The organism is Staphylococcus sp. GDY8P45P (assembly GCF_017892745.1).
GTDB lineage: Bacteria > Bacillota > Bacilli > Staphylococcales > Staphylococcaceae > Staphylococcus > Staphylococcus cohnii.
In genome coordinates this window covers 420,628-442,703 of sequence record NZ_JAESLS010000004.1, presented here as the reverse complement: position 1 = coordinate 442,703, position 22,076 = coordinate 420,628, and the positions used below count along the sequence as shown (strand labels likewise).

Annotated in this window: 22 protein-coding genes; 10 read left to right on the top strand and 12 right to left on the bottom strand. The window is 33.1% G+C overall.

Annotated features, from left to right (window positions below):
- Positions 1-70: 70 nt before the first annotated feature.
- Positions 71-1,462, bottom strand: a complete 1,392-nt coding sequence (locus KA873_RS02280) for an MFS transporter (RefSeq protein WP_107504936.1) — start codon at positions 1,460-1,462, stop codon at positions 71-73.
- Positions 1,463-1,811: 349 nt separating this feature from the next.
- Here KA873_RS02280 and KA873_RS02275 point away from each other — a divergent pair, with 349 nt between their 5' ends.
- The 9 genes from KA873_RS02275 to KA873_RS02235 all read left to right on the top strand — a co-directional run bounded on the left by KA873_RS02275 (position 1,812) and on the right by KA873_RS02235 (position 10,202).
- Positions 1,812-3,569, top strand: coding sequence for a sensor histidine kinase (locus KA873_RS02275; RefSeq protein ID WP_107384792.1), 1,758 nt, complete (start codon positions 1,812-1,814; stop codon positions 3,567-3,569).
- Positions 3,566-4,330 carry a response regulator transcription factor LytR gene (locus KA873_RS02270; protein WP_107384791.1) on the top strand — a complete coding sequence of 255 codons (765 nt, stop codon included), beginning with the start codon at positions 3,566-3,568 and terminating at the stop codon, positions 4,328-4,330. The genes KA873_RS02275 and KA873_RS02270 overlap by 4 nt, the downstream gene beginning before the upstream one ends.
- A gap of 120 nt (positions 4,331-4,450) precedes the next feature.
- Complete coding sequence (gene lrgA, locus KA873_RS02265) at positions 4,451-4,894, top strand: antiholin-like murein hydrolase modulator LrgA (RefSeq protein ID WP_107384790.1); 444 nt, start codon at positions 4,451-4,453, stop codon at positions 4,892-4,894.
- Complete coding sequence (gene lrgB, locus KA873_RS02260) at positions 4,891-5,592, top strand: antiholin-like protein LrgB (protein WP_107384789.1); 702 nt, start codon at positions 4,891-4,893, stop codon at positions 5,590-5,592. Before lrgA ends, lrgB begins: the two co-directional genes overlap by 4 nt.
- Positions 5,593-5,913: 321 nt before the next feature.
- Entirely contained in the window at positions 5,914-6,426 is a 513-nt protein-coding gene (locus KA873_RS02255) for a DUF4242 domain-containing protein (RefSeq protein WP_107384788.1), read from the top strand.
- Between the two features lie 241 nt (positions 6,427-6,667).
- Positions 6,668-7,408 (top strand): ABC transporter ATP-binding protein, encoded by a 741-nt coding sequence (locus KA873_RS02250; protein WP_107384082.1) that lies wholly within the window; start codon positions 6,668-6,670, stop codon positions 7,406-7,408.
- Between the two features lie 13 nt (positions 7,409-7,421).
- Positions 7,422-8,381 carry an ABC transporter substrate-binding protein gene (locus KA873_RS02245; protein WP_107504937.1) on the top strand — a complete coding sequence of 320 codons (960 nt, stop codon included), beginning with the start codon at positions 7,422-7,424 and terminating at the stop codon, positions 8,379-8,381.
- Between the two features lie 5 nt (positions 8,382-8,386).
- A complete protein-coding gene (locus KA873_RS02240; protein ID WP_107384084.1) occupies positions 8,387-9,148 on the top strand; it encodes an ABC transporter permease in 762 nt (253 codons plus the stop codon).
- A gap of 13 nt (positions 9,149-9,161) precedes the next feature.
- Entirely contained in the window at positions 9,162-10,202 is a 1,041-nt protein-coding gene (locus KA873_RS02235) for an acyl-CoA dehydrogenase family protein (RefSeq protein WP_107384085.1), read from the top strand.
- A gap of 225 nt (positions 10,203-10,427) precedes the next feature.
- Here KA873_RS02235 and KA873_RS02230 read toward each other — a convergent pair whose 3' ends face one another.
- The 10 genes from KA873_RS02230 to KA873_RS02185 all read right to left on the bottom strand — a co-directional run bounded on the left by KA873_RS02230 (position 10,428) and on the right by KA873_RS02185 (position 18,877).
- A complete protein-coding gene (locus KA873_RS02230) occupies positions 10,428-11,189 on the bottom strand; it encodes an alpha/beta hydrolase (RefSeq protein ID WP_107384086.1) in 762 nt (253 codons plus the stop codon).
- Positions 11,190-11,204: 15 nt separating this feature from the next.
- Positions 11,205-11,897, bottom strand: a complete 693-nt coding sequence (locus KA873_RS02225) for an ABC transporter permease (protein ID WP_107504613.1) — start codon at positions 11,895-11,897, stop codon at positions 11,205-11,207.
- Positions 11,897-12,838 carry an osmoprotectant ABC transporter substrate-binding protein gene (locus KA873_RS02220; protein ID WP_107386343.1) on the bottom strand — a complete coding sequence of 314 codons (942 nt, stop codon included), beginning with the start codon at positions 12,836-12,838 and terminating at the stop codon, positions 11,897-11,899. The genes KA873_RS02225 and KA873_RS02220 overlap by 1 nt, the downstream gene beginning before the upstream one ends.
- Positions 12,839-12,853: 15 nt before the next feature.
- Positions 12,854-13,489, bottom strand: coding sequence for an ABC transporter permease (locus KA873_RS02215; protein ID WP_107386342.1), 636 nt, complete (start codon positions 13,487-13,489; stop codon positions 12,854-12,856).
- Entirely contained in the window at positions 13,489-14,673 is a 1,185-nt protein-coding gene (locus tag KA873_RS02210) for a betaine/proline/choline family ABC transporter ATP-binding protein (RefSeq protein WP_107384090.1), read from the bottom strand. Before KA873_RS02210 ends, KA873_RS02215 begins: the two co-directional genes overlap by 1 nt.
- A gap of 287 nt (positions 14,674-14,960) precedes the next feature.
- On the bottom strand, positions 14,961-15,428 hold the full coding sequence (locus KA873_RS02205; protein WP_107504612.1) for a thioesterase family protein: 468 nt from the start codon (positions 15,426-15,428) through the stop codon (positions 14,961-14,963).
- A 12-nt stretch (positions 15,429-15,440) separates the two neighbouring features.
- Positions 15,441-16,394 carry a 3-hydroxyacyl-CoA dehydrogenase NAD-binding domain-containing protein gene (locus KA873_RS02200; RefSeq protein ID WP_107504611.1) on the bottom strand — a complete coding sequence of 318 codons (954 nt, stop codon included), beginning with the start codon at positions 16,392-16,394 and terminating at the stop codon, positions 15,441-15,443.
- A complete protein-coding gene (locus tag KA873_RS02195) occupies positions 16,394-17,281 on the bottom strand; it encodes a beta-keto acid cleavage family enzyme (RefSeq protein WP_107384093.1) in 888 nt (295 codons plus the stop codon). Before KA873_RS02195 ends, KA873_RS02200 begins: the two co-directional genes overlap by 1 nt.
- A 179-nt stretch (positions 17,282-17,460) precedes the next feature.
- Positions 17,461-18,021 carry a TetR/AcrR family transcriptional regulator gene (locus KA873_RS02190; protein ID WP_107504610.1) on the bottom strand — a complete coding sequence of 187 codons (561 nt, stop codon included), beginning with the start codon at positions 18,019-18,021 and terminating at the stop codon, positions 17,461-17,463.
- A gap of 259 nt (positions 18,022-18,280) precedes the next feature.
- Complete coding sequence (locus tag KA873_RS02185) at positions 18,281-18,877, bottom strand: YdeI/OmpD-associated family protein (RefSeq protein WP_107384095.1); 597 nt, start codon at positions 18,875-18,877, stop codon at positions 18,281-18,283.
- Between the two features lie 397 nt (positions 18,878-19,274).
- Here KA873_RS02185 and KA873_RS02180 point away from each other — a divergent pair, with 397 nt between their 5' ends.
- Positions 19,275-20,645 carry a CitMHS family transporter gene (locus KA873_RS02180; RefSeq protein WP_107504609.1) on the top strand — a complete coding sequence of 457 codons (1,371 nt, stop codon included), beginning with the start codon at positions 19,275-19,277 and terminating at the stop codon, positions 20,643-20,645.
- Between the two features lie 154 nt (positions 20,646-20,799).
- Here the strand turns inward: KA873_RS02180 and KA873_RS02175 are convergent, their stop codons facing one another.
- Positions 20,800-21,978: an MFS transporter gene (locus KA873_RS02175; protein ID WP_107384097.1), complete on the bottom strand. Its 1,179-nt coding sequence runs from the start codon at positions 21,976-21,978 to the stop codon at positions 20,800-20,802.
- Positions 21,979-22,076: the final 98 nt, after the last annotated feature.

Below are 22,076 nucleotides of genomic sequence, written 5' to 3'. Positions count from 1 at the left end.
TAGAGATTTAACCTGGCATTAAGGATGCATTTCATTTTGTTATTAATTTCATAAATCTTATTACTATATACTAATTGTTGAATTGTTTTTTCGGAACTAATATCCATACAAATATAAATGCAATGATTGCTAGTGCAGCATTAAACCATAGTCCATACATGGCACCAACATGAATATTAGCGCTAGTAGACATAATAGAAAATATTGTACCTGAAATTGCTACTCCAAATGAGTTACCAAGTGAAGATGCCATTTTATATACGCCTGATGCGACACCTACCTTATCTTCCGGCGCAGTAGTAACAGCTGTATCTGTTGAAGGTGTTGCATACATACCTAAGCCTACACCATAAATTAAGTAACCTAACACACAACTGATAACATAAACAGGCGTTGGTAAAAATGTGAAAGAGATTAATAGAATACCTATCGCATTAAGTCCTGCACCAATAAGCATAGGTTTTTTAGGACCTACCTCCTGAAGAATCTTTTCTCCAACGCGAATCATGATTAAAACAGCTATTAAATAAGTAATGGTCATCATCCCTGATTGAAACGATGTGAAATGTAATCCTGATTGAAAATAAGTATTCGCAACAATAAGTGTCCCTGCTACAGCATTTAATAAAAAGTTTGAAACTGTAGCACCACTGTATGCTTTGTGTTTAAAAAGTTTAAAATCTATCAAAGGGTTTTTAACTTTGTTTTCAAATAATACAAATACAATAATTGAAATGATGAATATCACAATTAACATCAAAATAAGTGGCGAAAAGAAACCATAATTTGAAGATTGTGTAATGATTAAATTGACACTCAGCATTGCAACTATTAATATAATTAGCCCTACAAAATCAAATTTGGCACGCTTTGATGACTCAGTTTGAACTGCTTTTGTTTCTGGTGTGTGTTTTATTAAATACATAGACACTAAAGCTACCATTATCGAAATAATAAATATAGATCTCCATCCAACAAATGTAGCCATGATACCACCAAAGAATGAGCAAATGCCAGTACCACCCCATGAACCAATAGACCAATAACTTAACGCGCGTTGTCGCCTTCTTCCAATATAGTATTCATTTATAATTGCTAATGTTGAAGGCATGATACATGCCGCAGATAATCCCTGTATTGCTCTCCCAAGTACAAGTAAAGGGACAAATCCCGGGATGATAATAAGTAATGATCCGAGAACGCTTAAAGTCAAACCGATATAAGTCATTTTAACTCTACCGTACCGATCAGCAAGACCTCCTGAACCTACAACAAACAAACCACATAAAAGTGCGGTTAAACTTACAGCTACATTAATTGTTCCATAACTAGTTGAGAAAGATGATTCTAATGCGGGAACGATATTAACGAGCGATTGAGCAAACAACCAAAATGTTATTACGCTTAAAAAAATACCTAAAAGAAGTCTGTTATCTCCTTCAAATGGTTGTTCTGATTCCATATAATTTTGCCTCCTAAATCCCCGTGAAACAACTATAATCATTATCAATGATTTAACGCTTCAAGCTTCAAAACATTTCCTCTTGCCTTATAATAATGATTACATAGTAAATATGACTTTTTAAAATTCAAAATATTTTTTTGAAAAAGTCAATAAGATAAAAATAACATTTACTTCAATTTATTGCTAAAAAACAGCACGCAAAGTGTATTAAGTGTCTTTTTTTGATTATTCCACAAAATATATTGACACCTTTTAAAATTTCTAATCCTTTCTAAAAGAATAATTAATGCATTATCAAATATATGTATTATACTAGATAGACAAATTATCTATAAAGGTGTATGAGATGTTAAATTTATTTATTTTATTACTAGAACGTGTAGGTCTTATTATTATTATCGCTTATATATTAATGAATATTAATCATTTTAAAACAATGATGAACCAAAGAGATAAACGAAGTTCGCAATGGCAACTCATCATTATCTTCGGATGTTTCTCTATGATTTCAAACTTTACAGGCATACAAATTAACGGTAATGAAGTCGTTAATGGCAGTGTCTATAATCATTTAGATCCTGAAGCTTCTCTCGCAAATACGCGCGTGCTTACTATCGGCGTTTCAGGTTTAATTGGAGGACCATTCGTTGCTATTTTTGTAGCAATGATTTCAGGCATTTACCGTGTTTATATTGGTGGTGCAGATGCTTATATCTATCTAATTTCATCTATATTTATCGCACTAGTATCAGGTTATTTTGGTTATAGAGCAATGCGTGCACGACAGTATCCTACTATTGTTAAAGGTACGATCATTGGCGGTACTACAGAAGTTATTCAAATGATTTGTATCTTAATTTTTTCTGATAATACAGAGCATGCTTGGTCTTTAGTTAAACTCATTGCTTTACCTATGATTTCAATCAACTCAATCGGAACTGCAATTTTTTTATCAATTATATTATCAACAATTAAGCAAGAAGAAGAAACACGCGCAATACAAACACATGATGTCCTACAACTAGCAAATGAAACATTACCATTTTTCCGGTCAGGATTAAATGAACATTCTGCCAAACAAGCAGCTACCATTATTTTAAATCTTATGCGTGTTTCGGCAGTAGCTATCACCAATCGAAAAGATATATTAACGCATGTGGGTGCGGCGAGTGATCATCATGTTGCGCAAAAACAAATCATTACTAATCTTTCTAAACAAGCAATTCAAGCAGGTACTTTAAAAGAAGCATATTCAAGGGAAGATATTGGTTGTAATCACCCTGAATGCCCACTCGAAGCAGCCATTGTCGTTCCACTAAGCGTTAAGAATGATGTTGTTGGAACTTTAAAACTATATTTTACAAATAAGCATGATGTTTCTCATTCCGATAAACAATTAGCTTCTGGTCTTGCAGAGATTTTTTCTAGTCAACTTGAATTAGGACAAGCTGAAACACAAAGTGCTTTGGTTAGAGATGCTGAAATCAAATCACTACAAGCACAAGTAAATCCACACTTCTTTTTCAATGCCATCAACACAATTTCTGCCTTAGTCAGAATTGATAGTGAAAAGGCGAGAAAATTACTGTTACAACTCAGTCAATTTTTCCGTTCAAATTTGCAAGGTGCACGGAATAATACCATTTCACTTGAGAAGGAATTACAACAAGTCGAGGCTTATTTATCACTTGAACAAGCACGTTATCCAGATCGTTTTGATGTTTCATTTAATATTGAAGACTCATGTTATGGTGCGCTTGTTCCACCATTTGCGATACAAATACTTATAGAAAATGCAATCAAACATGCCTTTAAAAATCGTAAATATAACAATCGTATTATCGTAACTGCTTATAAAACAGAAGATGGATTATATATATCAGTTGAAGATAATGGCTCAGGCATCCCGGATGATAAAATTAATAACATAGGCAAAACACGTGTTTATTCGGATTTAGGCACAGGTAGCGCATTAGAAAATTTAAACCACAGATTAGAAGGCTTGTTTGGCATTACGGCTAAAATGCATATTCATTCTAGCAAAGACGGTACTAACGTGAGTTATATAATTCCATTTTATATAAGAGAGGAAGATAAACATTGAGAGCAATTATTGTAGATGATGAACCTTTAGCGCGTAACGAACTACATTACTTATTAAATGAAATTCGTACCTTTGAGGTAATCAATGAAGCAGAAAATGTTTCAGAGACATTAGAACTCTTACTTTATGATCATTATGATGTAATCTTTTTAGATATTAATTTAATGGAAGAGAGTGGACTAGATTTAGCTAATAAAATTAATAAAATGCAAAACCCACCACATATTATATTTGCTACAGCGCATGATACTTTCGCTGTTAAAGCATTTGAACTAGATGCAACGGATTATATTTTAAAGCCATTCGAACAAAAACGTATTGCCCAAGCTATTCACAAAGTTGAAATTGCACTAGATCATGACAGTTACAAACAAGCAACTGAAGTGATTCAGCATCCAAATGACACACAAAAAGATAATGCACCAACATCACAAATGGTATTACCTATTGAAGTAGATGAGCGTATTCATATCATTAATTTAGAAGATATTATTGCTATTTCTGTCAATAACGGTATTACCACAATCAATACCTTACAAGAAAATTATCATACAACTGAGCCACTTAATCATTACGAGAAAAAAATTGCAAACCCTTTGTTTATGAGAATTCACCGTGCCACTCTTGTTAATAAAGTACACATACAAACAATTGAACATTGGTTTAACTATACCTACCAACTCACTATGACAAATGCATTAAAATTCCAAGTTAGTCGTTCATATATGAAAACATTCAAGCAAGATATGGGATTAATTTGAGTGTCACGTCGTAATTAATGCAACTCAGCATATACGTTTCGTAATTCACCTTTAAAACGACTATCAGTAACCGTTTTCATATTATAATTAACTCAAGATTAATTCGGGAGGAAATACAATATGGAAACAAACATAAAACAAGCTGAGAAACAGCCAAACCATTCAAAAACATATAACTTTTTTCATCAAGTACTAGTGTTGGCAATCATCATGCTTTTATCAAATATCATCGAAAGTTTTATGCCTATTCCTATGCCAGCATCAGTGATAGGTCTAGTCTTATTATTTATTGCATTATGTACAGGGATTGTTAAACTTGGGGAAGTTGAAAAAGTTGGTACGACGCTAACAAATAATATTGGTTTCTTATTTGTACCTGCAGGTATATCAGTTATTAATTCATTAGGCGTATTAAGTCAGAGTCCTATTCTGATTATATTACTAATTATCATTTCTACAATCTTGTTATTACTATGCACAGGATTTTTCTCACAAATGCTAATTACGAAATCATTTATACCTAAGAAAAGAAAACCTAATCAGTTAGCGGAGGAAAAATTATGATAGATCATTTGGGCATTAACACACCTTATTTCGGAATTTTATTATCAATTATACCTTTTATCATAGCGACGATTTTATTCAAGAAGACAAATGGCTTCTTTTTATTCACCCCATTATTTGTTAGCATGGTCTTTGGTATTGCTTTCCTAAAATTAACAGGCATAGACTATGCCAATTATAAAATCGGTGGCGACATTATCAATTTCTTTTTAGAACCTGCAACTATCTGTTTTGCAATTCCATTATATAAACGACGCGATGTACTTAAGAAATATTGGAAACAGATACTTGGTGGCATTGCTTTTGGAACAACAGCTGCGTTGGTATTTATCTATTTCATTGCAAATGCTTTCCAATTTTCAAATGAAATCATTGCATCTATGTTACCACAAGGTGCTACAACTGCCATTGCATTACCAGTATCAGCTGATATTGGTGGTATCAAAGAATTAACATCACTAGCAGTTATCTTAAATGGTGTCATTATCTATGCTTTAGGTTCCAAACTCATTAAGTTATTTAACATTACAAACCCTATTGCTCGTGGACTAGCACTTGGTACAAGTGGTCATTCATTAGGAGTGTCATCCGCACAAGAATTTGGTGAGACAGAAGCTTCAATGGCCTCTATTTCACTTGTAATCGTAGGTGTTATCGTAGTCGTTGTCGCACCAATTTTAGCAACAGTTTTACTATAATATCTAAGCTCAAAACTAAAAACGCTTGAAACATAAACAAGTCGAGCTAAATGTTAAACGTCAATTTCTATATTTATAATAGAAATTGACGTTTTTTTAGTTTTACAAAACTTAGTTACTCGTTCCCCCTACTATTTCACTTCAGTTGTGTCTACTACATTTAATGTACACACCCGTTCAAACACATTGTAAAGTTTCCTATTCATAGAATAAAATTTTAAACAATTATCAGAAAATTAAAATAATATACTTTTATATCCTTGTATTTTGATAAGAATTATTGTATTATACATTTATTATTAACATTGGAGGTTCTATTAAATGACATTATATTTACTCGAAGCAAATAATCTTGATTTCGCAAAGTCTAAAAAAGACTTAGAAGATAAAGCAGCAAAACTTACTACAGGTGAAGTACCAACATTGATTGAAGTTCAAGCAACAGAAGACTTAACACACGGCTATTTTATTGTAGAAGCTAACAATGACACAGAAGCTAAACAATTTCTTGAAGATGCATCTATCAATATTAATTTAGTTAAAGAAGTTCGCTTAGTAGGTAAAGATTTAGAAGAAGTTAAAAAAGGCGATGCACATGTTGATTACCTAGTTACGTGGAATATCCCAGAAGGTATTACAATGGACCAATATTTAGCGCGTAAAAAGAAAAATTCTGTCCACTATGAAGAAGTACCTGAAGTTCAATTCCAACGTACTTATGTATGTGAAGATATGTCAAAATGTATCTGCTTATATGATGCACCCGATGAAGATGCCGTTCGTCGTGCAAGAAAAGCTGTAGATACACCTATTGACGATATTGAAAAATTATAACTAAATCTTTTCTTTATAATTAAAATTTATAATTGCGCAGATTTAGTTAGCAAAAGTTATTTATAAGTATCAATGAAAACAGTCATACCAATTTGAACTGACGATTTGATCAAACTTATAAATAACCTTAAGACTATTCAAGGAGCGGCAATATGAAATCAAATGATACATTTTAGATTTCTACCGCTCTTTTTTTTATCAAAAAACTTACTAAATAGATAGGAATAATAGAGGTGTTGTCATGATTCGCATTAATCACATCCAACATCAATTTGGAGACCATCGTGTAATCGATGATTTCAATTTAAATATTGAAAAAGGCAAAATAATAACTTTTCTAGGTAAAAGTGGTTGTGGTAAGTCTACCATGTTGAACATTATAGGCGGTTTTTTAACACCTTCATCAGGCACTGTTACAATTGAAGATCAATTAAAGCAAAATCCATCACCTGACTGTTTAATGATTTTTCAACATCATAATTTACTACCTTGGAAAAATATAAATGACAATATTCGTTTAGGATTAAATCATGAAATTAGTGATGATGAAATCAATAATTATTTAAAATATGTTGATTTAGATCATAAAGGGAAGACATTTCCTGAGCAATTATCTGGAGGAATGAAACAACGTGTGGCACTTTGTCGTGCCCAGGTACATCAACCAAAAGTCATATTGATGGATGAACCATTAGGCGCACTTGATGCTTTTACACGTTATAAATTACAAGATCAACTTGTACAACTCCAAAAACGTTCTACAGCTACGATAATTCTAGTTACGCATGACATCGATGAAGCCATTTATCTTTCTGACCACATTATCTTACTCGGAGATGGTTGTAATATTATAAGCCAATATTCAATTGAACAATCACATCCGAGAAATAGAAATGATAGTTATTTATTAACATTAAGAAATAACATTATGGAAAAATTCGCATTAAATCATCATCAAGCAGAACCCGAATATTACATATAAGGAGTTGTAACTATTGAAAAAAATAATCATCTTTCCAATAATTATAATCCTTATATTAAGTGCATGTAGTAATCAATCTGTTCAGAAGAATAATAACCATGGTCAAGATCAAAAGACATTAAAAATTGGTTACTTGCCAATTACACATTCTGCTAACTTAATGATGACTCAAAAAGTAAAAGCACAAGCCAAACATAATGGTTACAAATTAAAATTAATTAAGTTTAATAATTGGCCAGATCTTATGGATGCATTAAATAGCGGAAGGATTGATGGCGCATCAACTTTGATAGAATTAGCTATGAAATCCAAACAAAAAGGTGCTGATATTAAAGCAGTTGCGCTAGGACATCATGAAGGTAATGTCATTATGGGACAAAAAGGTGAAACAGTGAATGACTTTAGTAATGGGAGTCAATATCGTTTTGCTATCCCCCATCGTTATTCAACACATTACTTATTATTGGAAGAAATGAGAAAACAATTAAATTTAAATAATCAAACATTCAGTTATCATGAAATGGCTCCAGCAGAAATGCCAGCTGCACTTAATGAACATAGAATCTCTGGATATTCTGTGGCTGAACCTTTCGGCGCATTAGGAGAAAAGTTGGGCAGTGGAAAAACTTTAAAACATGGTAATGAAGTGATTCCCGATGCATACTGTTGTGCTTTAGTACTTAGAACTGACCTAATAAAAAATCAAAAACATGTTGCTCAAAGTTTTATGGCTGATTATAAAAAAGCTGGATATCAAATGGATGATAAATCAAAAAGCGTTGATATTATGTCTAAACACTTTAAACAAGACAAAAAAGTATTGACACAATCCGCAGAATGGACAACATATGGAGATTTATCTATTAAAAAAGATGGTTATCAAGAAATTACACATTTGGTTAACCAACATCAGTTATTTAAAACACCATCGTATAAATCATTCGTTGATCCAACACTATATAAGGAGGCATAGGCAGCATGTCAGTCAATTTAATTAAAAAGCAAACTTTACCTATACTAACATTCATACTTTTCTTATTTATTTGGCAATGCGTCATTTGGGTTGGGAATTATAAACCTATACTACTTCCAGGGCCGATCTTAGTAGCACAGAGTATTTGGCATTTTATTATTACCGGGGAAATATTCACACACTTGGGCATCAGTTTGTTTCGATTCTTCGTTGGATTTAGTATCGCAATTTTAATTGGTGTTCCGACAGGTTTTCTTTTAGGACGCAGTAGTTTATTGCACACTGCAATAGAACCATTATTTCAACTTATACGACCTATTTCACCTATTGCTTGGTCACCATTTGTCGTTTTATGGTTTGGCATTGGAAGTTTACCAGCAATGGCTATCATCTTTATCGCTGCTTTTTTCCCGATCGTATTTAGTACGATTAAAGGCGTTAGAAATGTTGAGCCTCAATACTTAAAAATAGCATCAAATATGAATTTAACTGGGTGGACATTGTACCGTAACATCTTATTCCCCGCTTCATTTAAACATATTATGGCTGGTATTCACATGGCAGTGGGAACAAGTTGGATTTTCTTAGTTTCAGGTGAAATGATTGGAGCCCAATCTGGTCTAGGATTTTTAATCGTAGATGCACGCAATATGTTAAATTTAGAAGATGTATTATCAGCTATTTTCTTTATTGGACTCTTTGGATTTATTATAGATAGAATTATTAGTTATTTAGAAAAATTAATTTTAATTAGATTTGGAGAATAAAGGAGTAATTTATATGACTTTACAAAAACGTATTGAAACAGAATTAGATCCCTACGTTATTGAAATTGACGAGGGAAGTTATTACCCAAGACCATTTATTCAAGGTTTATTTAAAGATGGCTATTTTTCTGAAAATGACTTAAAAAACAACTCAGAAGTTATTGAGGAAGTCTCAAAATCTTGTTTAACTACAGGCTTTTGTTTATGGTGCCAATTAGCTTTTTCAACATATTTACAAAACGCAAATCAACCACATTTAAATAAAACTTTACAAAAACAGTTGTTAAATGGAGAAATTTTAGGAGCAACAGGTTTATCTAACCCTATGAAATCTTTCAACGATTTGGAATCATTTAATTTATCACATCATTATAATGACAATACATTAATTATTAATGGTAAATTGCCTGCAATAAGTAATATTGCGTCCGATCATTATTTCGGAGCAATTTCTAAGGCAAATGATACAGATGAATTAGTCATGCTTATTGTAAAAGCCAACCAAGAAGGTATTACTTTAGATGAAAAATCAAATTTCTTAGGTGTCAATGGGTCAGCTACGTTTTCTATTGAAATGAATAACGTAGAGATTCCTGAATCACAAATTATAACAAAAGAAGCAAAAAGCTTTGCTTCTGCTATTCGACCACAATTTGTAGCTTTACAAATTCCTATAGCACTCGGCTCAATCAGAGATTCGTTAGATTTAATTCATAAATTTTCCGACGCACAAAATGGCATCAATAAATATTTAGAATTTGATATCAATGCATATGAACAACAATATAAACAACTTAAAAGCGCATTTTATCATATTATTGACAACAATCATCTGGACGATGATTTTGCCCAACTGATCAAAATTAAAAAAGAAGCTGGTTACCTATTATTAGAAGTAAACCAAGCTTCAATGGTCAACGGTGGTTCTAGAGCATACTCTCCACGTGCACCACAAGCACGTAAATTAAAAGAAGGATTCTTTTTTGCAGCACTTACACCTACATTGAGACATTTAGGAAAATTAGAGGAAGAATACCGCACTACAGCTCAGTAAACGTATAGATAGAAAAATCAAAAAATCGAAGCAGCAGATTTATTATAGTTATCTATGCTTTTCAAAAACAAATGACTACATCAAAAATACGACAATATTACAAATTAATCACCTAGTACAGTACAAAAGGGCTAATCCCTATCAAGTGGATTAGCCCTTTTTATATTTAAACTGATTTCATCGTTCTGATTTTATTCATTATTTAAAGATGTTATTTACCATATACTATGCTTTAACTAACCAGTCCATAACACGTTTAATGGCAAAGTCCCAATAAGCATAATCATGCTCACCAGGTCCATCCTCAAAACAATATGAAATTTGCTTTTCATCTAGATATTTAATGAATTTTTTATTATCTTCATGTAGCGCATCTTCTGTACCACACATGATTAATAAATCTGGTATCTTTTTATCTTGTTGAATAGCCTGATCAACCAAATAATACGGATCCAGTTCATTATCTGTTGCGTTTTTAGAGACGCCTGCAATAGCTTCTCCGGAATAATCGTACCAATCATAATCCATAAACGCCTGAGCATCAAATACAGCCGATAAGGGACAAGCTTTAGCAAATCGATGTCCTTCAGCTAATGCAAACTTAATCGTTCCATAACCACCCATAGAATGACCTGCGATAAAATTATCTTCTCTCTTTTGTGACAGAGGTAAAATTTGATGCGCATAATCAAGTACTTCTAATACATAGTCATAATACTTATGACCAAAAACCATATTACTATAACCACTGTGATCTGCATTAGGCATAATAACTGCAAGTTGATGCTCATTCGCATAGCGCTCGATACTTGTATAACGCATATATGAAGTTTCATCACTGGATAATCCATGTAGTAATAAAAGCGTTTTTAATGGCTTAGGTTGCGTACTTTTTTTGAAATAACTTTCATCTTCTGGAAGAATCACCATAAAATGATGATGCATACCTATTGTTTTTGAATTATAATTAATCGATAATAATGCCAATGATTTCACGACCTTCTATTCATTAATACTTTGTGGTTTTTGTTTACTTCTTTTTTCTGCTTTATGCGATGGGTCTAAACGTTTTTCCAATAATCTTAAACCTACATCAATAATGATAGCAATTAATGCGATTGGAATCGCACCAGCTAAAATAAATGTTGTACCATCTGTAGCATTTGTACCTCGGATAACGATGTCACCTAATGTAGGTGCACCAATAAATGAACCGACTGCTACAACTCCAATTGCAACAACAAGTGCTATTCTTAATCCACCCAATATTACAGAGAGTGATAAAGGTAACTCAATCATTCTTAGCACTTGGTTTCGCGTCATACCCATACCTTTACCAGCATCTTTAATATTCGCATCAACACCCATGATACCTGTATAGGTATTTTTTATGATCGGTAATAGTGCATATAAAAATACTGTTACTACGACCGTAGTGGTACCCAATCCCATAACGAGCATGAGTATCGCTAACATTGCAATAACTGGAACGGTTTGAATAATATTAGCGATGGTAATAATAACGCCAGAAAATTTACTATATCGTGCAATCAGGATACCAATTGGAATACCAACAATAGATGCAAATAACACACCATAAACAGACATTAATAAATGTTTTAAAAATAAATCCCAAAGGTAGCCATAGTTGACTGAATAATATTCTACTAATTGTTGTAATAAATTACCTTCCATTAGCTTTGACCACCTTTCTTATCATTTTCAAAATAATTATGTTCTTTTAAGAAGTTCTCAGCAACTACTGCTGGTTCTTGTCCTTCACCATCTGCTTGATAATTAAGTTTTTGCATTTCAGATGTCGAAACTTTTTTGTCTAGTTTATTGATGATTGGTTTTAACTCTGGATGTTTATCTAACAATTCATTCGTAGCAACTGCACTCGCATCATATGGTGGGAAAAACTGTTTATCGTCTTTTAATACTTTTAAGTCATATGCTGCAATACGCCCATCTGTTGAATAACCTACAGCTACATCTAAATTATTAGAGTTTAATGCATCATATACTAAACCAATTTGCATTGGTCTGATAGTATCAAACTTAAAACCATATTCTTTTGTAAATCCAGGATAACCGTCACCTTCACGGTTTAGCCAAGAACTATCTACACCAAGTTTAAGTTCTGGATGTTTTTTCAAATCAGATACAGTTTCTAAATTATATTTTTCTGCTGTTTCTTTAGTGACCATAAACGCATAAGTGTTAGCAAAACCATAAGAGTTAAAGAACGTTTGATCGAATTTTTTTTGGAAACCATCTTGAGTTGCTTTCATAGCTTTTTTAGGGTCTTTAATCGGATCTTCATTTAACGCACCAGTTAAATCTGTGCCATTATACCTAGCACCTGACATATTCGCGTCACCATTTACTAATGCATTGTGCTGAATCGTACTCGATCCTAAATTATTAATTAATGTTGGCTTAATTTTGCCATTTGTATCGTGTTCTATTAATAGTCTCAGCATATGAGACATAATTTGTGATTCACTTGTTGCAAGTGCTGTGATTTTGACATCTTGTTCTGAACTGTTGCCACCTAATCCCGGTAAACTACATCCAGATAAGACCGTCAGACACAACACAAGCACAATAGCATATTGTTTCAATTTCTTCATAATGTCCTCCTCAAATTATCTGGATACTTTTAATCCCTTAGGTACAGCCCATCTTTCTACCAGTGATAGTAAGAAATCTACGATTAACGCCAAAGCAGTAACTAATACTGCTGCACTTACAATCATTAGTGGGTCATACAAGTTTAATCCATTAAATACAAAGTCACCTAAACCGCCTGCGCCTACATAACTGGCTAAAGTTGCCCAACTAATTACGTAAACAGAAGATAAACGAATACCTCCTAATATAAGCGGTAAGGCTAACGGTAATTCCACATCTTTCATTAATTGAAAGCGTGTCATACCCATACTTGTGCCTGCTTCTTTAATGTTGTCATCTATGTTTTGTACACCTAATACAGTATTGTTTAATATTGGTAATAATACATAAATAAATAATGCTACAATTGCAGGTAATTTACCCACACCAAAAATTGGAATCATTACTGCCAATACTGCTAATGTTGGTATCGTTTGTAACACACCAGCAATGGTCAGCACAACATTAGATGTTCTTTTCATTTTTGATAATAAAATACCTAATGGTACAGCGATGACGATAGCAATTAACAAAGCGATGATTGAGATATAGAAATGTTCAACTGTTTTCGATATCAGTTGCCCACCATACTGCTCTACAAAGTCTTTCATTACTTATCAGCTCCTACATTATCGGGCTCAACAATAGCATTTTTTTGTGCACTGACATTTTCATCTAATTCGCCCCAAATACTATCGTAAACGATATCGACTAAGTTTGCTCTCGTAACTAGTCCAATCAATGTCTCTTCATCACTATCTACAACTGGTACATTTCTTACATTTCGTTTTAAGATGGTACGCACTGTATCTTGTAATTTACTATCTACTCTTACTCTGTATATATCACGCTGCATCGTATCAATGAGTTCTTTATGAGCACGCAAACCTTGGTTAATATCTTCTATGTCTAAATATCCAAGTAATCTATCATTATTACCAACGACAAATAATGTATCGACACGTCGATCTCTCATAATTTTAACCGCTTCATTTAATGAATTATCCGCATGAACGGTTACTGGTCGTATCATTGCATCTTTTACAGTTCTCATATTTGGTCTATCTTGGATTAATCTGTTTTGACCGATAAAATCACGTACGAAATCGTTTGCAGGATGACGTAAAATATTATCTGGTGTATCAAATTGAACGACTTTTCCTTCAGACATAATACAAATTTTATCTGCCAATTTAATCGCTTCATCCATATCATGTGTGACAAAAATAAATGTTTTACCTAATTTTTGTTGCAGTTCTTTAACTAAATCTTGTAATGTATCTCTCGTAATTGGATCTAGCGCACCAAATGGTTCATCCATTAAAATGACGTCTTGTTCAGCTGCTAAAGCACGCACAACACCAATACGTTGTTGCTGTCCTCCAGACAGTTGTGAAGGATATCTATCTAAGTATTCTTCTGGTAAATCTACTAATTTTATCAATTCTTTAGCTTTTTTCTCTTTCTTTTCATCAGACCATTTTAATAATTTAGGTACTAAGACTATATTCTCTTTAATTGTCATATGAGGCATTAATCCAATTTGTTGTATCACATAACCAATTTTTCTACGTAATTCAACGGCATTCATTTTGCGAACATTTTTACCGTTGATTGCAATTTCACCTTCCGTAGCTTCAATCATTCTATTTATCATTCTTAAAGCAGTGGTCTTCCCGCTCCCACTTGTACCGATAAATGCAATAAATTCACCAGATTCGATTTCCAATGAAATATTATCTACGGCTTTTTTTGTTCCACCATAGACTTTAGATAAGTTTTTTATACTTAACATGTGTTAATTCCTTTCTATATTTGTATTTTCATTTAATATTTCATTTATAAATATAGGGCTAACTGTGGATGTTATACAAATCCGAAAATAAGTAAAAACATGTAGCACAACTAGCCCTACTTTATTCATGTGTTGGTCAAAAATATCAATTTTGACTAATTTTTTTCATCCTATATATTAAGATAACTCAACAAATGAAAATAAACAATTTATAATCGCAAGTTTTGTTAATTAAACTATTGAAATTAATTATCAATTCAATAGCTCAAAACAATGTTTTAAAAATATTATTTTCGTTTTATGCCAATTAATCGACCTAATTCTTTTGGCGCTTCATGAATCGTTCCAACTTTAGCATAATCATCTATAGCATTTTTTATTTGTTCAGGGAAAGCTGCTGGTCTTCCTATTGTAATGTCCATTCCCATAAGCATTACTTCATATGTTGCGCAACGGTTATTTTGAGCATCTACCAAAGTCATAAAAACATGTAAACGCTTGGTATCATAATCATATAAGCTTACGTTGACAGTAATAAGTTCATCTACGTTTATTTCTTTTAAATACACCACATGATTTTCTAAAGTGAACACTGTATAATTCAATTTTTTAATTGTATTAATATCTAAACCTAATGATGCCAGCCACGCATCTGTAGCATCACTAAATACTCGATTATACTCAGCATCATTCATGTGCTGATTATGATCTACCCAAATATCTTTAACCGTGGTTTGATATTGAAATTGAGACATATGATCCTCCATTTATTTAGAACTTTTTTTCATCGATGCAGTATCTTCAGGCCAATATGCTTCTGCTAACTTTTTCACTTTAACTAGGAATTCATTACGTTTTTGGTCTAGTTCTGACATTGTTTGTCCTTGGGAAGCTGTTTCACACCCATTCACTACACTATCATATAAATCCTGTGTTAATTCAGGCGCAATTAATTTTGTCCATGGTTTTTTCAATGCTGGACCAAATTGTTTTAACATATGGCGCATGCCGCCTTCTCCTCCAGCAAGATGGAATGTCATAAATGGTCCGTATTGTGCATAGCGTAGTCCTGCTGCATGTGTAAATGCTTTATCTACTTCTTCAGTAGTCGCTATTCCTTCATTAACGATGTGTAGAGATTCTCTCCATAACGCTTCCATCAATCTATCCGCTATGTGTCCTTCAATTTCATGTCTGACATGTAGTACATCCATACCAATACTTTCGTATACTTTTTCTGCTTTTACTGTGACAGCTTCAGCTGTTTGTTTACCAGGCACAATCTCAACTAATGGTAAAATGTATACAGGATGGAACGGATGTGCAACAACTAAACGTTCAGGATGTTTTAAATTTTGTTGTAATTCTGAAGGCATAATACCAGAAGTACTAGAACCAATAATGGCATCCTGACGGGCATAGGTATCGATTTCTGTTAATACCTGTGCTTTCAGATCTTCAATTTCTGGAACGTTTTCTTGAATATGATCTGCATCTTTAACAGCTTCTTCTAAACTTACCGTAAACGACAAATTATCTAAAGACGCGCCCTCTGCTAAACCTAATTGCTCAGCATATGGCCAATTTTGTTTCACTTGTTTTAACATTCTTTCATAAGCGCCTTCACTTGGATCTGTTGCGATTACTTCGTGCCCATGCGCTAAAATACGCGTAATCCAGCCACTACCTATAACGCCTGTACCTACAACTGCAAATTTCATTATTTGCCTCCTTTTGGATCTCTAAGTTGATATTGCTCACGCGCTTCAGCTGGCGTCATCGGTTCGATATCTAATTCTTTTAATATTTCTACTGCACGTTCAACAAGTTGTTCATTAGAGGCTTTTACGCCTTTTGATAAATACAAGTTATCTTCTAAACCTACACGGACATTTCCGCCACGTTTCGCCGCTTCTTCTACAGTTGGTAATTGCATTCTTCCAATTCCAAATGCTGACCAATGTGCATTTTCAGGAATACGTGTTTTAAAGTATTCAATTGTCTCTGCATCGTTTTCAGCACCCCATGGGATACCGAGACAGAATTGGAACATTGGTTCTCCTTCAATAAGACCTTCGTTAATTAATTGTTTTGCAAATGAAATGTGTCCACTATCAAAACATTCTAATTCAGGCTTTACACCTGCATCTTTTACTAATTGCGCTTGTTTTCTTAACCAATCAGCTGGACTTAAGTAAACAGCGTCACCCATATTCACACTACCACAATCAAGTGTACACATTTCTGGTAATAATGCGCCAATTGCTTCATGTCTTTCTTCAGGTGTTTGCATATCTGAACCTTCACCTGCTGTATATGGATCTTCAAGGTTAGGAATAAAATCTCCGCCACCACCTGAAGTAATGTTAATTATAATATCTTCATCAGCTTCTCTTATTAATCTTACTGCTTCTTTAAAGAATTCAACATCATGGCTGATGCCGCCTGTTTCTGGGTCTCGCGCATGAATGTGTGCAACAGTAGCGCCTGCCTTTGCACATTTAATTGCTGAATCTGCAATTTCTTGAGGTGTTACAGGAACACTTTTATTTTTTTCTACAGTATCTCCAGCACCTGTTAAAGCTGCTGTTAGCATAACTTTTTTCATATATAAACCTCCAACAGAGTTTTGATCACAATTGATAGTGTACCAACCGGACGGTTTAGTTTCAACCCTTGAAACACCTAAAAAAAGGGATAAGTGATGATGTACCATCACTTATCCCTATATTATCAACGTTTTCAACGAATTAGAAATTTAATTATTTTTTTATAATTTTAATTTTTTCATGCATCTCTTAATTCAATTTGCTTGTTTTCTGTGTAAGATGTTAATCGTTCTAAAACTTTTGCTCTCATTGTTTCATCTAATGCATCTAATCCAAATATTTCCGATAACCACAAGCCATCCACTGCTAATCGTATAATTGTTGCATCGACTTTATCAATACCATCATTTTCAATTTTATCTTGCCAATCTTTATAGGTATCTTGTAGCGGCAACAATAAATTACTATTTATACCCTGTGCAGCTAGCATGCCAGAAGTAATTGATGCATTTTCTGAACGGTGTTCTCTAGTAGCTTCAATAAATGCGCGCAATAATTTGCCAACTTCTTGTGACTCATTTTTAACATGTTCATTCACATTATTTCGATACAACTCATCTGCATGATCCACAAGTCCTTGTATCAATGCGAATTTATTTTTAAAATGATACAGTAAACCGCCTTTACTAACACCAGCTTTTTTAGCAACTGCATCAAGTGTTAAATACTCACTACCTTGTTCATTTACGATAGCCGCTGCTGCTTCTAATAGTTGAATACGCTTAGACACTCTTGCCATATCTACACCTTCTCTTACAAAATATTACTTTGTTCATCTGCTATATCTATATTCGAGCAAACTATAAACGATAAATGATAAAGTTGCAACATTATTATAATTTTTACAAACTACGTTTTGTCCATTTTTACAGAAATACGAAGGTTTGGTTAAACAAAAATATGTTTCAAGTTTTTTGAAAATACGCTTAAAAGATTTTGATAATCACAGGCACTTTTGTTGTCATTGATATCCTAAGTTACACTAAAGCTAAAATTGGCTACTTATCATTCATGCCTTTACCTTCTAAGATATGATTGATATATTTTTCGACTCTATTTTCCCTTGTTGAAGCACGTTTAGCATCACCAATATAAAACATATACTGACGTTGTCTTCCTGGTGTTAAATTATTAAATGCTTCTTTTAACTCTGACGACGCTTCTAATTTATTTTTCAATTCTTCTGGCATATCGAAATCTTCCGTAGTTTTCATCGGTACTTTTTTACCTGATTTTTCTACTCTAATGGCTTCTTCAACATACCAAGCGATTTCCTCTTTACGTTGTTCTATTTCTTCTAAACTTTCAAATCTTAATTGTCTAGCAGCTTGAACATTTTTTGTTTGTTGAATTAAAGTATGATATGGATCTTCCATAATAGCGCCTTTTTCAAATAATAATGCACAATAATATTTAAAATCTTGAATGATAACTATATTTTTATTGTCCAAAGTATAACATGGATGCATCCATTTATAATCCTCTGTTAATTCTGTTTGACTGATTATATTTCTTAGTACTTTAAATGCATCTTGCCATTGATCTAAGCGCTCAATAAACGCATCTACTTTATCGTTTTTAATTGATTCACTCATAACATACCGCCTTTTATTTTAATTTTACTATAAACATATACATTTAATCTATACATTCTTTTATATTATGTTATATCCTAATTTCCTAAAATATAAAACGATTTGATGCTCTTCAGAATTTAAAATATTGCTTCAGCCCCTTTTAAAATTAGAACAATTATTTATTGGCATTTTTTACACGCACCTGAAAAAACGCTTCACTAGCATAATAATACAATTCAAAAAGCACATTTGTTTTACTTATAATTTAATATAAGTAAAATTATATAATTATTTATATATATAACTTATACACGCCTATTTTCTCTGTTACACTTATAATTAATCATTTTTTGAAGTGTGAACAATTTTTTGTTCAGTTTTTTGTAAGCGCTTTAATACTTGGAGGGGATATTTTATGCAACAAGAGAATGTTTGGCTAACAATTATGGGGTTAATTATTATTATTTCCATTGTTGGATTACTAATTGCTAAACGTATTAGTCCAGTTGTGGGTATGATTTTAATACCAAGTTTGGGTGCATTAATATTAGGTTACAATATTGGTGATTTAGTAAAATTTTTTAATAGTGGTTTAGATCAAGTTATCAACGTCGTCATCATGTTTATATTTGCAATTATATTCTTCGGTATCATGAGTGACGCTGGGTTATTTAAGCCGTTAGTAAAACGTTTGATTTTGCTTACTAGAGGTAATGTTGTAGTTGTCTGTATTGCAACTGCAATTATCGGAATATTCGCGCAACTTGATGGTGCTGGCGCAACAACATTTTTATTATCAATACCTGCATTATTGCCTTTGTATAAGGCGCTAAATATGAATCGTTATCTATTACTTTTATTGCTCGGACTGAGTGCATCGATTATGAACATGGTGCCATGGGGTGGCCCTATGGCTCGTACAGCTTCAGTGATTAATATTAAAAATGTAAACGAATTATGGTATGGTGTCATACCAGTTCAAATCATCGGTTTTGTTTTAGTTTTACTATTCGCTGTATTTTTGGGTTTTCGAGAAAAAGCAATCATACAACGTAAAATCAATTCAGGAGAAGTATCTAATACACAAGACGTAGATATACATAAATTGGTTGAAATATATGAACAGGATCAAGATATTAAATTTCCGATTCGTGGCGTTGCTGTTACTAAGCCTTGGATTAATTGGATCAACGTCATACTCACGCTTGCTATCATTGTAGCAATGCTAGCTAATATCGCACCGCCCGAATTTGCATTTATGATTGGTGTTGCGATTGCTTTAATTATTAATTTCCCAAATGTAGACGAGCAAATGAGCAGACTTAAGGCACATGCGCCAAACGCACTTATGATGGCAGCCGTAATTATCGCTGCTGGTATGTTCTTAGGCGTATTGAATGAAACTGGTATGCTTGAAGCAATAGCAGTAAGCTTTATCCATATTATACCAAACGCCGTTGGACCATACTTACACATTATTGTCGGTATCTTCGGTGTTCCACTAGATCTATTAACAAGTACGGATGCTTATTATTTCGCTATCTTACCTATTGTAGAACAAACAGCCGGCCAGTTTGGTGTATCGTCTGTATCAACAGCATATGCAATGTTAATTGGAAATATTATCGGTACGTTTGTCAGCCCATTTTCACCTGCGTTATGGTTAGCGATTGGGCTTGCCGAAGCAAATATGGGAACATATATTAAATATGCTTTCTTTTGGATATGGGGATTTGCCATCGTCATGTTAATTATCGCTATGTTCATCGGTGTAGTAACATTTTAATTTATGAACTGTGTTTATTTAGTAAAAACATTTGCGCAAAAATGATTAATGGGAGTGGAACTGAAATTACATTTCATTGTTCCACTCCCATTTTTCATTTATATATAGCTTTATTTTGGAGTCATACATAATGATTGACCAATGCTCCAAATCACTATGCTTTATTGTACTTAGCGACATTTTTAAGGCTAATCACTAAAATAAATGCTACTAATGCAATTGCAGCTGAAAAATAAGTAGTTGCGTAAACATTTAAGTTCGATACTACTAATCCACCTACAATACCACCGATACCAATACCTGCGTTTAAACTAGACATATTCCAACTCATCACTTGACTCGTATCACCTTCAACATGCTCTATAATGCCACTTTGCACAGCTGGATTAGTACTCCATTGCATAATATTCCAGATAAAGATAATCATGAGTAACAAACCAGTTCCTGGTAAAAACATATTAAGCAGTAGCATCATAACAATAAACACAGCTGTCGCAATGACCAACCAACGTTTGCTTGTAAGTCTATCTGATAAAAAGCCACCCATTGATGTTCCGATTACTCCTGCAATACCATTGATTAATAATGCAATTGAAACAAATGATAATTGATGTCCACCGGAAAGGATTAAAGGATTAATATAAATGAAAGTAACCGAGTTGGCTACTAATAATAAAAACGTGATGCCCAAATATTTTGTAACTTCAACAGGTCTTAACACTTTGGAATAAGTATTTGAACGACTTGATCCTGTGTCTGTCTCAGTATTTGATGACAGATGATCACTTAGTTTTGGAATATAGATATACATTAAGATGCCTACGAACAAACTAATAATTACAATAAATAAAAACGTATATCTCCAACCAACTAAATCACCTATCACTGTCCCAATCGGCACACCAAAAACATTTGCACCGCTAAAGCCAGAATAGACAATGCCGATCATTTTTCCTCGGTGTTGTGGTGCAGTTAATAATGCAGTTAAAGCTAATATTTTAACCACGATTAAAGCTGCAGCTGCAGATGATAAGATACGTCCAATAACTAAAATAGAAAAATTAGGCGCAATTGCAATAATAATATTGCCTACAACAAATGCAAACAGCGCCCATAATAAAACCATACGTGGTGAAAAACGATTCGTTAACTTAACTAAAATAGGTCCTGCTATTGCAAAAGTAATTGCGTATAATGTAACTAATTGTCCGATAATTGCTTCAGAAACATGCAAATCACTACTCATCAAATTCATAATACCAGCAACCATCATTTCAACCATTCCAACAATAAATATACTTAGTATAAAGGTAAATATGCGCATGACTGACATAAATATCCTCCTCTCTTTTATGTGATTTCAAAATTCTATAACTGCTACATTATAAACCATTCGTCAATATATATGAATACTTAGCAATACATGTTCTT